Source organism: Streptomyces pratensis (genome assembly GCF_016804005.1).
Lineage (GTDB): Bacteria > Actinomycetota > Actinomycetes > Streptomycetales > Streptomycetaceae > Streptomyces > Streptomyces pratensis_A.
In genome coordinates this window covers 1,703,237-1,716,303 of record NZ_CP051486.1, presented here as the reverse complement: position 1 = coordinate 1,716,303, position 13,067 = coordinate 1,703,237, and the positions used below count along the sequence as shown (strand labels likewise).

General features: G+C 69.8%; 14 protein-coding genes and 1 pseudogene. 6 read left to right on the top strand and 9 right to left on the bottom strand.

What is annotated here, in order from left to right; genetic code table 11:
• The first annotated feature begins 542 nt into the window (after positions 1-542).
• Complete coding sequence (locus tag HED23_RS07645; protein ID WP_203187398.1) at positions 543-1,754, top strand: glycoside hydrolase family 64 protein; 1,212 nt, start codon at positions 543-545, stop codon at positions 1,752-1,754.
• 149 nt (positions 1,755-1,903) lie between these two features.
• Here HED23_RS07645 and HED23_RS07640 read toward each other — a convergent pair whose 3' ends face one another.
• Complete coding sequence (locus HED23_RS07640) at positions 1,904-2,428, bottom strand: hypothetical protein (protein ID WP_203182657.1); 525 nt, start codon at positions 2,426-2,428, stop codon at positions 1,904-1,906.
• 230 nt (positions 2,429-2,658) lie between these two features.
• Between HED23_RS07640 and HED23_RS07635 the strand changes: the two genes are divergently transcribed.
• Entirely contained in the window at positions 2,659-3,273 is a 615-nt protein-coding gene (locus HED23_RS07635; protein ID WP_203182656.1) for a YceI family protein, read from the top strand.
• A gap of 71 nt (positions 3,274-3,344) precedes the next feature.
• Here the strand turns inward: HED23_RS07635 and HED23_RS07630 are convergent, their stop codons facing one another.
• The 4 genes and pseudogenes from HED23_RS07630 to HED23_RS34950 form a co-directional block, all read right to left on the bottom strand.
• A complete protein-coding gene (locus HED23_RS07630) occupies positions 3,345-4,346 on the bottom strand; it encodes an AAA family ATPase (protein WP_203182655.1) in 1,002 nt (333 codons plus the stop codon).
• A gap of 106 nt (positions 4,347-4,452) precedes the next feature.
• Positions 4,453-5,085 carry a class I SAM-dependent methyltransferase gene (locus HED23_RS34960; RefSeq protein WP_238441873.1) on the bottom strand — a complete coding sequence of 211 codons (633 nt, stop codon included), beginning with the start codon at positions 5,083-5,085 and terminating at the stop codon, positions 4,453-4,455.
• Positions 5,082-6,119: an NAD(P)/FAD-dependent oxidoreductase gene (locus HED23_RS34955; protein ID WP_238442253.1), complete on the bottom strand. Its 1,038-nt coding sequence runs from the start codon at positions 6,117-6,119 to the stop codon at positions 5,082-5,084. The genes HED23_RS34960 and HED23_RS34955 overlap by 4 nt, the downstream gene beginning before the upstream one ends.
• Before the next feature lie 93 nt (positions 6,120-6,212).
• A pseudogene (locus tag HED23_RS34950) lies at positions 6,213-6,581 on the bottom strand (ATP-binding protein); the annotation flags it as partial.
• Positions 6,582-6,693: 112 nt separating this feature from the next.
• Here HED23_RS34950 and HED23_RS07615 point away from each other — a divergent pair.
• Both HED23_RS07615 and HED23_RS07610 read left to right on the top strand, forming a co-directional pair.
• Positions 6,694-7,518, top strand: coding sequence for a helix-turn-helix domain-containing protein (locus tag HED23_RS07615; protein ID WP_203182654.1), 825 nt, complete (start codon positions 6,694-6,696; stop codon positions 7,516-7,518).
• Complete coding sequence (locus HED23_RS07610) at positions 7,515-7,766, top strand: DUF397 domain-containing protein (protein WP_203182653.1); 252 nt, start codon at positions 7,515-7,517, stop codon at positions 7,764-7,766. Before HED23_RS07615 ends, HED23_RS07610 begins: the two co-directional genes overlap by 4 nt.
• A gap of 110 nt (positions 7,767-7,876) precedes the next feature.
• Here the strand turns inward: HED23_RS07610 and HED23_RS07605 are convergent, their stop codons facing one another.
• Positions 7,877-8,263 (bottom strand): DUF3592 domain-containing protein, encoded by a 387-nt coding sequence (locus tag HED23_RS07605; RefSeq protein ID WP_203182652.1) that lies wholly within the window; start codon positions 8,261-8,263, stop codon positions 7,877-7,879.
• Positions 8,264-8,630: 367 nt separating this feature from the next.
• Between HED23_RS07605 and HED23_RS07595 the strand changes: the two genes are divergently transcribed.
• Entirely contained in the window at positions 8,631-9,365 is a 735-nt protein-coding gene (locus HED23_RS07595; protein WP_203182651.1) for a translation initiation factor IF-2, read from the top strand.
• Positions 9,366-9,398: 33 nt separating this feature from the next.
• Here the strand turns inward: HED23_RS07595 and HED23_RS07590 are convergent, their stop codons facing one another.
• On the bottom strand, positions 9,399-10,457 hold the full coding sequence (locus HED23_RS07590; RefSeq protein ID WP_203182650.1) for a sigma-70 family RNA polymerase sigma factor: 1,059 nt from the start codon (positions 10,455-10,457) through the stop codon (positions 9,399-9,401).
• Between the two features lie 119 nt (positions 10,458-10,576).
• Positions 10,577-10,813, bottom strand: coding sequence for a hypothetical protein (locus tag HED23_RS07585; protein WP_203182649.1), 237 nt, complete (start codon positions 10,811-10,813; stop codon positions 10,577-10,579).
• Between the two features lie 554 nt (positions 10,814-11,367).
• Between HED23_RS07585 and HED23_RS07580 the strand changes: the two genes are divergently transcribed.
• Positions 11,368-12,342 carry an SMI1/KNR4 family protein gene (locus HED23_RS07580; RefSeq protein ID WP_203182648.1) on the top strand — a complete coding sequence of 325 codons (975 nt, stop codon included), beginning with the start codon at positions 11,368-11,370 and terminating at the stop codon, positions 12,340-12,342.
• Between the two features lie 39 nt (positions 12,343-12,381).
• Here the strand turns inward: HED23_RS07580 and HED23_RS07575 are convergent, their stop codons facing one another.
• Positions 12,382-12,834: a hypothetical protein gene (locus HED23_RS07575; protein WP_203182647.1), complete on the bottom strand. Its 453-nt coding sequence runs from the start codon at positions 12,832-12,834 to the stop codon at positions 12,382-12,384.
• Positions 12,835-13,067 lie beyond the last annotated feature (233 nt).

The following is a 13,067-nucleotide window of genomic DNA, read 5'->3' as shown; positions in this document are numbered from 1 at the left end:
GCGGGGCGGCGCCGGGCGCACAGCCACGGAGCCACGCGCCGGGCGGCAGCAGCTCCGCTCCCAGGGGATCGCGCCGGGCAGCAGCACCCCCGACGACACACACCGGGGGGGCAGCAGCCTCTCGCCGACAGGGGCGCGCGCCGAGCGACGACGCACCGTCGATCGAGGCACACAGGGCAGTGAGCCCATACCCGGAATCCCTACCCGCACCACCGAGGCGACAGTACCCACCCCGGCGACCGTGCGGCCGGCCGGGCCCCCTCCACCTCCTCCGGATTCCGCGGCCATCGCGTTCAGTTCCTGTTCACTCCGCGCACTCAGCGATCGACCAAGCGTGGCCAAAACCCGGGCGGCAGCGTCGAGTTGTGAAGAACGGCTCATCCTGAGAGCGCTCTCAGTCATAAGTCTTGACGCTCACGGGAGGCGTCGCGAGAGTGGTGCGCACCGCAGACAGCCCCCACTGCTCGACCTCCCCACACCATGTCCTGACCCCTGTCTGCGACCCCCCACACTCCGGGAGTTCCTTCGTGATTTCGCGCAGAATGTTCCTGACGGGCGCCGCCGCCTCCGCGACCGCGCTCACCTATCCGCTCTGGGGCAGCGCCCTGAGCCCGCGTACGTCGGCGGCCCCCGCGACGTGCGAACTGGCCTTGGAGAACCGCTCGCTGCCAGGCACTGTGCACGCGTACGTCACCGGCCACGAGCAGGGCACGGACCGCTGGGTGCTCCTGCGCCCCGACGGCAGCGTCTACCGCCCCGACTCCCCCGGCGCCCCGCAGACCCCGCTGCCGGTGGACTGCGCCATCCCGCTGAAGGCCGCGGGTGCCGGACCGGTCGTCCTGACCTTGCCTCAGATGTACGGGGCGAGGGTCTACTTCGTGCGCGACGACAAGCTGGACTTCTACCTCAACCCGGGGCCGTCCCTGGTCGAGCCGGCCTTCGCGACCCCCACCGACCCGAACTACGGCAGGACCTGGTCGTTCTGCGAGTTCACCTTCAATCCGCAGCAGCTGTACGCCAACATCAGCTACGTCGACCTGGTGACGGCGCTCCCGATCGGGCTGACGCTGGAGGGCGACGCCACGCACACGGTGGCCCCGCTCCCGGACGGCGCGGTCCAGCGCATCGCCGACGACCTCATCGCCCAGGCGGCCTCCGACGGACAGCCCTGGGACGAGCTGGTCACCAAGGGCACGGACGGGCAGGTCCTGCGGGTCGTCTCGCCGCAGAATCTGATGGCGCCCTTCTTCGACCGGCCGAACGAGATGCCGTTCCGGGACCTGTTCACCGCGCAGATCGACGAGGTCTGGGAGAAGTACCGCTCCACCGACCTGCGGATCGACCTTCAGGGCGGCCGGGGAACACTGGCGGGCCGCGTCAGCGGGGACACGCTGACCTTCGAGGGCGGCCACACGTTCGTGAAGCCGACGTCCAAGGACATATTCACCTGCAACCACGGTCCCTTCACGAACAACCCCGGGGACTCCGACGACAAGAAGGCACTGCTGGCCAGGATCGCGGCCGGCTTCAACCGCTCGATCATGCTCAGCCACCCGCAGCAGCCCAACGGCACCACGGTGGCGGACTACTACAAGGGCGGGGTGACGAACCACTGGTCGCGCGTCGTCCACGCGAATTCACCGATCGGCTACGCGTTCCCCTACGACGACGTACGCCCGGACGGTGAGCCGGACGTGTCGGGGGCTGCCCACGACGGCAACCCCCGCCGCTTCACGGTGAGCGTGGGTTCCTGACGCGAGGCGGGCGGCCCCGGGCGGGGGCCGCCCGCCGCACTCCGGGCCGACCGCCGTCAGCACCGGGCCGGCGCCCTCGACGGGACGCCGGCCCCGTACGTGCGAGGTGCCCCCGTCCGGTGGGCGGGGGCACCTCGCACGTACGGGGGTCAGCAGCCGCCGCAGTTGTAGTACGTCACGTCCCAGTGGTTGCCCTCGTCCGCGTAGACGTTGCCGGAGCCCGAGCGGTACTGGGGTGCGCCGTCACCCCGTACGCCGATGTAGGTGAAGGTGCCCTTCACGTAGTTCGTCAGGCAGGTGCTCTTGCCGAAGTCGAGCTTGTAGCCGTTCCAGTGCGAGTAGGTGCCACCGGCGTGCCCGGTCTCCGTGCCGCCGGTGATGTTGAGCGCGCAGCCCGTGGCGCTCTTCAGCGTCTGGGCACCCTGGGCGCTGGTCAGGTTGAGCTGGTCGAACGACGTGCAGGTGGAGACGTTCCGGTTGGAACAGCCGCCCGAGGACGACCAGGTGATCCCGGACGAACTGAAGCGGGAGGTCGCCTGGGAGTGGGTCAGCTTGGTGACGGCGTGCGCCTCGGTGGCGCCGCCGCCGAGCACGCCGACGCCCGGCGCGAAGAGGGCGCCCAGTACGAGGGCGAGAGCGGTGAGGGCCGAACGGAGTCTGGGGCGGGTCAGCATGGGGGGAGTCCTCCTGCTCATGACAATTGGGGGCAGGGAGATAGTGCCCCAGCTCTACGCGCGTCCGCCAGGGGGCGGCCTCGGTCCACGCCGCGTGTTCCGCGACTTCCGGAAGGGCCTGGACCCTTGATGTTGAACTTTGAACAAAATGGGTCTACAGTCAATCTCGTTGAAGGTTAAACAAGAACTTCGACGGCCACTCGTCTGAACACGTCCCCCGAGGAGGAGCCATGGCTCTGTTCAACCGCAAGAACACCGCCCCGTCCACCACCGCCACCCTCGCCGTGGACCCGGCGCTGGCCGCGCTGACCGGCAGCTACACGATCGACCCGGCGCACAGCAGCATCGGTTTCACGGTGCGCCACGCGATGGTCACCAACGTGCGCGGTTCCTTCGGTGAGCACGAGGGCTCGCTGCAGCTGGACGGTTCCGACCCGGCCAACTCCTCCGCGTCCATCGACGTCAAGATCGCCAGCGTGGACACCGGCATCGCCGACCGCGACGGCCACCTGGTCAGCGGCGACTTCTTCGACGCCGAGAAGTTCCCTCTGATGACGTTCCGCTCCACGCAGGCCGAGCAGGTCGGCGGCGACACCTACCGCGTCACGGGCGACCTGACGATCAAGGACGTCACCCGCCCGCTCTCGATCGACCTGGAATTCCACGGCTCCGCCACCGACGTCTACGGCAACGAGCGCGTCGGCTTCGAGGGCAGCGCCGACATCCTCCGTTCCGACTGGGGCCTGACCTGGAACGCGGCCCTGGAGACCGGCGGTGTGATGGTCAGCGACAAGGTCAAGCTGAACTTCGACATCTCCGCCATCAAGGCCGCCCCGCAGGCCTGACCCTCCCGGCCCGAGCGCGCCCGCCGGCTCTCCCCTCCGAGGGAGGGCGGCGGGCGCTCGGCTGTGTCCGGTCAGTCCCCCTCGTACAGCCGCCGCAGGTCCAGCAGCACGACGTCCCCGGCCGCTGCCGCACCGCGCAGGCCTTCGGTGAACCCGGCGCCGCTGTAGCAGGCGAGCCGCACCGCGGTGGTGTCGACGCCTCTCCCGGAGAGCAGCGCCTTGATGCGCCGCAGTCGGTCCAGGTGCCCCTCCCCCATGACCTGGTCCCACTTCGCCTCGCCGAGTGACAGAAGCACGCCGTTGTCCTGCCCGACAGCGCCCCGCACCACCACATCGACCTCGTGGCTCGTACGCGATGCCGGGTCGGCGACCGTCCCGTACGACACGTCGATCGGCATGCCTCCGAACGTCTCCGGGGACGCGAAGTGCGACACCCACTCCCGGCAGATCTGCTCGAAGTGCGGATCGACGACCGACGAACGGAACCGGGCCCGGGAGCTCTCCCAGACCTGCTCCGCCAGTCCCCGGGCCAGCAGGGCACGCGTCGCCCTGGATACGACGTGGTCGAAGGCGATCAACGGCTCACGGACCCGGTAGACACTGCGGTTCCTCCGGAAGGCATCCACTTCCCGCCGTACGAGCCCACAGTCCTGCAGCACCGTGAGCGGATGCGTGAGGTCACCGGCGGGCCGGCCGAGGCAGCCGGCGATGCCGCCGGCCGTGGCATTGCCGGAAGCCAGCGCCTCAAGCACGGAGTGGTACAGCGCGCGGTCCCGCAGATCTGATTCGTCAGCCAGCAGATATCTCGCTTCCCGGTAGAGCGGGGACCGGGGCGACAGAGCTGTCCGGCAGACCCAGGCGTCGAAGTCCTCCAGCCCGGCAGGAACATCCTCACGTACGAACTCCCTGCGATAGGCAGGGGCGCCACCCACCACACTGTGGACGAGCAGCGCGAGGCGCGGATCCTCGATCCCCCAGAAGGCGGCAGCCTGCCGGAAGTCGAGCGGGTGGACGACGAGTTCGAGGCTCGCTCTGCCCCGGAGCGGAGACGTTCCGCTCAGCAGCCCGCCCATGAATCCGAGGGAACTGCCGCACAGGAGCAACCGCGCGGGCGGAGTTACGGAAACGTACTTCTGAGAAGTACGTTTCCGTAAATGACCGATGCGCGCTGCGGTCACCTCACCGCACGCGGCGGACCTTCAGCGCGTTGTCCGTGCGGGTGGTGGGGTTGCCGTCGGGGTCGTTCTGGATCCGTTCGTGCTCCTCGCTGAGCAGCACCTCCCAGTCCCCCTCCGGGAGTTCGAGGGACGCGAGCACCTCGTCCGTGGTCGGCAGCTCCATGTCGGGGTGGTCGTGTTCCCAGGAGGGGAAGCCCGCGTGCCCGACGATCAGGAGTACGCCGCCGGGCGCGACAGCCGCGGCGGCCCTGCGCAGGATCCGCTCGCGGGGCAGGTCCCCCATGGAGTGCAGGAACTGGGCGGAGACCAGGTCGTACTCCCCCTCGGGAAACGAGACCCCGAGGTCGTGCCACTGCCAGTCGACGCGGTCCGCGACATCGGCGTCGGCCGCGTGGACCGCCGCCCGCTCCAGGGCGACGCGCGAGATGTCGGTCGCGGTGACCTTCCAGCCCCACCGGGCGAGCCAGACGGCGTCCGCGCCCTCCCCGCACCCCAGGTCGAGGGCGCGGCCCGGCGTGAGGCCCTCCACTTCACGGACGAGGGCGACGTTGGGGTTCCCGCTCCAGATCCGGTCGCTCTCGCGGTAGCGGTCGTCCCACATCTCGGCGTCGCTGCGGGTGCTGTCGGTGGTCATCGGGTCTCCTGAAGTCCGTGACGGCGGTCCCCGAGCACGCGCTCGGTGACCAGGCGCTCAGCCTCGGCCGAGAAGGGCGCGCGACGGGCGTCGACCGCGCGCCGGGTGTCGTCGGTGACGAGGTCCATGTTGATCATCGAGGCCGCCTTGAGCCCGGCTGCCGCCGCTCCGACGACCTGCTCCATGAGGTTGGCGACGTTACCGGCCACCCACACCCCGGGCACGTCGGTGGCCCCGCCGGGGTCGGCCGCGATGTACGTGCCGACGGTGTGGTCACCCATCGTCAGCTCGGTGGGCACCAGACCGAGGCTCTCCAGGACCGCCGACCGCGCGGTGAAACGCGGCTGGACGACGAGTGCCTCGCGCGGGATCACCGTGCCCCCGGCCAGCCGCACACCGGTGAGCCGGTCGTCGGCCGGCTCCAGCGCCGCCACCTCGCCGTCCACCACGGAGATGCCCCGGGCGGCGAGCTGCTCGTACTCCTCGTCGCTGAAGTCGGGCTGCTCGTGGCGGAACAGCACCACGTCGTCGGTCCACTGCCGCCAGAGCAGCGCCTGATGCACGGCCATGGGGCTGACCGCCAGAATGCCGACCGGCCTGTCCCGCACCTCCCAGCCGTGGCAGTACGGGCAGTGCAGCACCTCGTTGCCCCAGCGCTCGGCGAGACCATCGACCGGCGGCAGCTCGTCGACGATCCCGGTGGTCACGAGCAGGCGGCGGGCCTCGACGGCGCTCCCGTCCTCCCGTACGACACGGAAGCCGTCGGACAGCTTCTCGGCCGAGACGACACTGCCCTGGATGATCTCGGCGCCGTAGTCGGCCGCCTCGGCCCTGCCGATGGCCAGCAGCTCCAGGGGCGGGATGCCCTCCCGGCCGAGGTAGTTGTGCGCGTGGGACGCGGGTGCGTTACGCGGGCTGCCCGCGTCGATCACGAGCACGGAACGCCGCGCCCTGGCCAGGGCGAGCGCCCCGCTCAGCCCGGCGGCCCCACCGCCGATCACCACTACGTCGTACCGCTGGTTGGTCTCGCTCATGCGGAACACCTCCTGTTGTGGGAGATGGTGCGCGCACGGGGTCGATTCGACAAACTTACTTGCCGAAGCGGCAAACTCGCACCAGACGGTCTTCCCCGGATCCCGCTCCCTCACGCCCCAGGCGTCGGCCAGCGCCCCGACGAGCACCAGTCCGCGCCCGCCGTCCGCCTCCGGCTCGGGGCACGCGACCTCCAGGACCTCGCCGTCGCCGCTGTCGTGCACCTCGATCCGGAGCATGTCCGCCAGGGTGAGCTGGACACGGAAACCCCTTCCGGGCGGTACGCCGTGGATCAGCGCGTTGGTGGCGAGTTCGCTCACGCAGAGCAATACGCCTTCGAGGTCCGCCTCGCACGCCCAGTCGAGCAGCGCCTCACGGACGAACTGACGCACGAGGGGAATCGACCGGCGCTCACGGCGGTAGAACGCCTCACGGAAGGAGGCGGGTCGCGTTGATTCATTCACGGGACGACTGTCACAGAACGTCACTACCGTTGGTCACCGCGTCAGGTCGTACACCGCGTTTGTACGGGCGCCGACGGGTCCGGCGGGGCTCGTGTACGGGGAAGGGCACGACATGCACTCGGCAAAGAAGAAGAACAAGCGCGTCACCTCCTGGCACGTGATCGGCGCCCAGCTCGCCGCGTTCCGCCGCGCGGCGGGACATACGCAGACGTCGCTGGCCGACCGGTTCTGCGTGGGCGAGGACACGATCGCCTCGATCGAGCAGGGCCGCCGTACACTCCAGGCGGATTTCGCGACTCAGCTGGACGAACTGCTGGACACCAAGGGGGCGTTGGGGGTCGCCGTGGCGAAGGTGCCGCAGAAGGAGCGGTTCCCGGCGTTCGTGCAGGACTTCGTGGAGTACGAGCAGGAGGCGGTAACGCTTCTCTGGTACGAAACACAGGTGGTGCCTGGGCTGCTCCAGACGGAGGCATACGCGCGCTTCGTCTTCTCCTGCCTTTATCCGCCCCTCGAAGACGAACAGCTGGAGGAGTGGGTGGCCGCCCGGCTCGACCGGCAGAAGCTCCTCGAACGCAGACCGAGGCCGATGCTCCACTTCATCCTGGAGGAAGGCATTCTGCGCAGCGAGATCGGTGACTCCACCATGCGGCGGGAACAGATCCAGCACCTGCGCCGGTGCATGGAACTTCCCTTCCTGGGAATGCAGATCATGCCTATGCGGCTCCCCAAGCACGCCGGCCTCGCGGGTCCGATGGTGCTTCTGGAGACCCCTGACCACGACCATCTGGCCTACGTGGAGGCCCAGCTGACCAGTGTGCTCCACGATGATCCGGATGACGTCAGTGTCCTCCAGCAGAAATATGGGATGCTGCGTTCGCAGGCGCTTTCCGTCGAAAACAGCGCCCGCCTACTGGACGACCTGCTTGGAGAGTCATGACTCGCGCGGCACACGGCACGGATCTCTCGTGGTTCAAGTCCAGCTACAGCAGCGACCAGGGCGGCGCGTGCCTCGAAGTCGCCTACGCCTGGCGCAAGTCGAGCTACAGCAGCGACCAGGGCGGCGACTGCGTCGAGGTGTCCGCCCACCCCGCCGTCGTGCACATCCGTGACTCCAAGGTCACCGACGGCCCGGTCCTGACCGTGCCCCCGGCGGCCTGGGCCGCGTTCGTCGGCGCCGCGGCCTAGGCCGTGTCTGACAGGTGCTGCGTGAGTGAGAGGGCTCTGATGTACCGGATGTGCGCTGGCCCCGTCGTGTGAGGGCGGGCTCGGACCGCTTTCGATGCGTGGCGACCGATCTAGAGGACGTGCACCATCAGCACGACACTGAGGGCAACTCCCACCAGGCCCGCCATGTCGTAGTGCTTCCAGAATGGTTTGCGGGAAGCAAGTACCGTCTCCGCGCGCCCAGGGGACACGGGGTCATAGAGGACTGCAACGCTGTCCCCTTCTCGGGTGCCGGCGGGGACGTGGTTTTCACCCGCACTGTGTGTCCGCGTGACACCGTCTGGCGTCGTGTACCTCAGAAGGAACTGCGGGCCGCCTTTCCCACGCCAATCACGATCGAAGCACCGAGCGATGACCTCGACGCCCCGGGAGCGAAGCGTCAGCCGTCGCCGCATCTGCCAGACCACGACCAGCAGTATGAATATTGCGACGCCGTCGTAAGCGATCGTGTCCTGCACCCTCAAAGCTCCCCCAGTTTTGCAGTGGCTCTGGTGAGCATTCAACCAGTCGTCGAGAGCCTTTGGGGCTGCGTTACCGGCTCGCGAAGCCAGACGATGAGTGAGGCGAGGTGAAGCCCCGCGTGGTAGCGAGCGGCGAGCCCCTCGAAGCGGGTCGCGGCCGCCCGGAGCTGCTTGAGCCGGGCGAAGCAGCGTTCGACCACGTTGCGGGTTCGTACAGCGCACGAGCGCTTCGGCCGATCCCGGCTTCCGCGTTCCGAGGCGCCGGGGCGATGTCTGATCGTCACACCGGCTGAGTACGATCGCCTGTACCGGTCTGAGTACGCGAGCGGCTGCCCGCCGCGCGCGGCACCGGGAGGGTGGAACCATGCGTCAATTCCTAGTGCTGGCACCGCTGTTGCTGTTCACCGTCGGCTGCGGAGTCGTGCAGCCCTCCGAGGGCGAGGCGACGGACGAGGCACGGGGTGTCGCCAGGAGCGCGGGCGAGCGTCTCCACAGCCAGCGTCCGCGCACCGCGGAGGAGGTGGGGCGGTCCGCCTCCGGCATCGACGGGGTGGAGGTGATGCGGGTGACGGGTACCTCCACACACGACGGGGACGGCGTCGACGTGGTCGTCCGCACGTCCGGCTCGGCGTACAACGGATGGTTCGACATCGATGAGATCACCGTGCTGCGCTGTTTCACGGTGCGGGTGTCGCCCGAGTCGGAGTGGCGTGAGGAGCCCGATGCCGTGGACTGCCCGGACAGCCGTCCGCTGACCTTCGCCCCTCCGCCGGAACCGCCCCGACTGCCGTACGAGGAGCTCCGCGCGAAGCTTCCCCGGGTGCCGGAGGGCGGCCTGGTGGACGAGGCCGAGGTGCGCCGCAGGGTAGCCGCCCTGGACATGGATCCGGCGATCCGTACGGAGGTGAAGGCGGACGGCGGACGGGTCGGTGTCCTCCTGTCGATGAAGGGCAACGGCTACGACGCGCAGGACTGCCTCGTTGCCCGTGTCGCACCCGGCGCCACCGAGGTGTGGGTGCCGGCCCGGATCCAGCGGATGCCCGGAGAGGGCGGCTGCACGATCGCCAACGCCCTGAACCCACTGCCGCCACCGCACTGATCGCGGACCGGGGCGCAGGGCGGGCGGGCCGGGTCAATCGCGGGCAGGCCCGTCGGGCAGATCGATCGTGGAGCCGGAGCCGGTGGTGATGACGGCGGAGGGTACCGACGGCACTTCCGGACGACGGACATCCGATGCCTCGGCCGGCAGTGACGGTATCGACGTGGAGACGGCCACCGACGGCAGTGCGGGAACCGGTCGGCCTGATCCGATCGATATCTCCACGGCCACCGTGTCCGGTTGCCCGTCGGTCCTCGGAGGCTTCCTCGGGACGGACCGCGAGGTGTCCTCGGGCGCCCGGTCGATGCGAGGGGAGTCCGGGGAGAGCGATGCCGCGTGAGGGCGTGCCCGAGCCGCGCGGGGAGCCGCGATCTCCGCAGCCGGGGCGGCACTCGGCACCGCGGTCTCGGGCCTGTTTCCCGGAGACCGTCCGTCGGGCCGGTCGAAGGGTCCGGCGGGGAGCACGACTCCCGCCACGGCGAGTGTCACCGCCGCCGATGCCGCCCCGGCGGACTGGCCGTACCCCGTGCGGGGAAATCTGCGTACGCACATCCAGACGGCCGTGGCCAGCGTGAGACTCCCGGCCAGGACTCCACGCAGGGACCGTCTGGCTCTGGCGAGCAGTGACTCGGTCGCCCGGTAGCTCAGTCCCATGGTCCGGGCCACCTGCCCGACGTCGAGATCCTGCGCCTGGAGCCGCAGCGCCTGTGCCTGGCGGGCGGGCAGCAGCTCGGCGCTGCGGTCGGCCAGCCACCGGGCCTCCGCCCGGTCGCACGCCGCCTCCTCGACCAGGAAGGGTTCGACGGGAGCGGCCGACAGGCTCTCGCTCAACTCCCTTTCGCGGGTGACCTGGCGGTGGCGGTCGGCGCATGCGCGTACGGTCGCGAGCCTGAGCCAGGAGCGCACCCGGCCGTACTGGACGTCAGGGTCCTCCACCGCGCGGATCATCGCTTCCTGAACGGCGTCCTCGGCCTCTTCGGTGCTCGATGAACGACTGCGCGCGATCTCCAGCAGTTCGTCCCGGTGACTCCAGATGAGCTCCCACCGGTTGCCCGGCACACCTGGACGACGGGCGGTGCGCGGGTCGCTCACTTTCGAAGCCTCCGGTCCACGGGTTCAGGTCCGACGTGCGTTGATCACGGCGCCCCACGGCCCCTGTGCCCCGCTACCTGGCAGGCATCGGGGCACACGGGCTGGGCGCCGGAGCGGAATCAGGCCGAGAGCGTGGCGGCGGAGCCGAGGCCGGCGATGCCGAGCACGTTGCTGCCGACGGCACCCGAGAGGCTGCCGGAGAGCGGCGAGGCACCCAGCAGGTCGGCGCTGACCCCGCCCGCGATGCCACCGACGAGCGGCGCCTCGATGGCTGCCGCGCCGGTGAGGCCGCCGGACACGCCGTCCAGGTCCGCGTCGGAGATTTCCTGGGTCTGTATCTGGGGGGCGGAGTTCATGGTGTGAATTCCCTTCGCATTGATTCCGAATGAGTGGGGCCGACTCCGCAATTGCGAAAGGCCCTTGCCGCTGCCACGGTCACCGAAAGCCTCACCGTGTGCCCGTAGGCGGCGAATTTGCCTGCGGCTGCCGCGATGTGAGGGATGTAAGCACGTGAGGGCGTTACGAGGCCACCTTTCAGCAGTCCCATGAATGGCACTCAGGCATCGATGGACCAATACGGTCACATTGCTTCATGGACCGGTACAGCTTCTTCACTCACCCGACCGACGGACGTGCCGCCGGCCGCGACTTTCATCCGCCGCGAAAGCGGACATTGTCGACCACCGGCATGAAGGATCCGGTACGCACGGGGGTCTCCGCAGGACGCGCCTCGCCACCTGCGGACACGGTGTGCAGATCCGCCGCAGACGACCCTGGTCCGTGTGCCGGAAAGCCGGGCGACGCAGGCGGGCGGAGAGATCTGGGATGCTGCACGCGCAGGCGCTCCCAGAGTTCCCTTGTGTTCCCAGGGGGAGAACGTGCGTCTGCCGGACGACCCGCCTGGAGAGCGATGACTCGCGCAGCACACAGCACGGAGGGCCACCACCCGGCCGGCCGCCGAGGTGGGGGCGCGACCGGCCCGCACAGTTCCGTCACCCGGGTGACCGGACGCGTGCCCCCTCCCGCCGCCGCGGTCGACGGGCACGGTGACTGGGCGGCGGCGGAGCGTGCCCTGGGCACCAGGCTGCCGGAGGACTACAAGCAACTGGTCGCGGCCTACGGACGCGGGGACTTCTGGGGCGCGCTGTGCCTGTGCACCCCGTTCGGTGACGACAATCCGGTCCCGCTCACCGCCGACCTCCTGGAGGACTACGGTCCGCTGCGCGACGACTTCCCCGAGCAGTACCCCTACCCCCTCTTCCCGGAGCCCGGCGGGCTGCTGGCCTGGGCGGTGACGGAGAGCTCCGCGCACGTGTGCTGGCTGACGGAGGGGCCTCCCGAGTCCTGGCCCGTGGTGATCTGGTCCCGGGACGACGACTACGAGCGGTTCGACTGCGGGGCCGGTGCGTTCCTCGACGGTGTGACGGACCGCAGCATCGCCTCCGAGCTCCTGCACCACGACACGGGGCTCGCCCCCTGGTTCGACCCCGCGATCGAGCTCGACCATGTCTACGTCCGGCTGGACGAGGGGCCCCGCCCGTACGAGGAGCGCCTGCGGATCCTGCGCGACGCACTCTCGCCCACGTCGGACCGCGGCGGTTACGAGCACGACGGCATGCGGCAGGACGAATTCGCCGTCGACGGCACCCACTGGCTCCTGACGTACGAGACCGCGTACGGGCATCAGCTACGGGTCGCCTTCCCGCCCGCCGAGAGCGCGGAGACCCGCCGCACCGTACTGGCGGCGGTGGAGCTCATGGGGTGCCCCGTGCGGTCGGCCGACACGATTCACGGCACGTCGTCCTGGGGTCCTGGTTCCGAGCCGGGTTCCGAGCCTGATTCCGAGCCCGGTTCCGAGCCTGCGGACGGGCCTTCGTCGCGCTGACCGGCCGGCCTCCGGGCGGTCCCACCGGTACGGACCGCCTCACCGGCATGGGCGGGGAAGCGCCGGATCCGTCAGGTCGAGGTGCAGCACATTCCCCCAGTCGTTGGTGAAGGCCGCCCGCGTCCCCTCGTGACGCACGCCGACGAACGGGTTCGAGGACCACATGGAGAGGACCCACCGAAGGGAGCGGTCGGCATCGAGGCGGGCGAGGTAACCGATGTTGCCCATCCCGCTGCCGCCCCCGGACATCCAGCCGGATCCGTCCGGCAGCGGACTCTCGAAGCAGAGGCCCACCTCGGTGGAGCCCTCGGCCTCGACGGCCGAAGCAACGTCGACCGGCCCTCCGAGACGGAAGGGAATGGGCTGTCCGGCTTCCGGGTGGTAGGCCCCCGGGCCCTCCACATACACCTCCAGGCCGGTGTCGTCCGGCCGGTACAGCCCGTCCCGGAACGGGAACTCGCCTGCCGCCCAGAGTCGTCCGATGACTCCCATCGCCCACGCCTCCCCGTCTGCGCGCCCGGAGCGTGACGCCGTGGACCCTCATCCTGCGTCAGATCTCCCACGGGGGACGCCGAGTCGCCGTGTGCGACCAGGAGTTCGCTGCGGATCCGTCTCCGGCGGAGCCGGTTCCGCCCTGCCGCGCCCGCCGGCCGCTCTTCGTCGAATGCCTGTCGAATCTCTGTACGCGCATCGGCGTACCGGTGTACGGTCTCGGGCCGATGGAC

Excerpts from the sequence above, each read along its gene's own strand:
- HED23_RS07595 (WP_203182651.1), top strand. The coding sequence starts at position 8,631 with ATGCGTCAATTCCTAGTGCTGGCACCGCTGTTGCTGTTCACCGTCGGC.
- HED23_RS07640 (WP_203182657.1), bottom strand. The coding sequence starts at position 2,428 with ATGCTGACCCGCCCCAGACTCCGTTCGGCCCTCACCGCTCTCGCCCTC.
- HED23_RS34960 (WP_238441873.1), bottom strand. The coding sequence starts at position 5,085 with ATGACCACCGACAGCACCCGCAGCGACGCCGAGATGTGGGACGACCGC.
- HED23_RS07575 (WP_203182647.1), bottom strand. The coding sequence starts at position 12,834 with ATGGGAGTCATCGGACGACTCTGGGCGGCAGGCGAGTTCCCGTTCCGG.
- HED23_RS07610 (WP_203182653.1), top strand. The coding sequence starts at position 7,515 with ATGACTCGCGCGGCACACGGCACGGATCTCTCGTGGTTCAAGTCCAGC.
- HED23_RS34955 (WP_238442253.1), bottom strand. The coding sequence starts at position 6,119 with ATGAGCGAGACCAACCAGCGGTACGACGTAGTGGTGATCGGCGGTGGG.
- HED23_RS07615 (WP_203182654.1), top strand. The coding sequence starts at position 6,694 with ATGCACTCGGCAAAGAAGAAGAACAAGCGCGTCACCTCCTGGCACGTG.
- HED23_RS07585 (WP_203182649.1), bottom strand. The coding sequence starts at position 10,813 with ATGAACTCCGCCCCCCAGATACAGACCCAGGAAATCTCCGACGCGGAC.
- HED23_RS07645 (WP_203187398.1), top strand. The coding sequence starts at position 543 with ATGTTCCTGACGGGCGCCGCCGCCTCCGCGACCGCGCTCACCTATCCG.
- HED23_RS07630 (WP_203182655.1), bottom strand. The coding sequence starts at position 4,346 with ATGGGCGGGCTGCTGAGCGGAACGTCTCCGCTCCGGGGCAGAGCGAGC.
- HED23_RS07580 (WP_203182648.1), top strand. The coding sequence starts at position 11,368 with ATGACTCGCGCAGCACACAGCACGGAGGGCCACCACCCGGCCGGCCGC.
- HED23_RS07635 (WP_203182656.1), top strand. The coding sequence starts at position 2,659 with ATGGCTCTGTTCAACCGCAAGAACACCGCCCCGTCCACCACCGCCACC.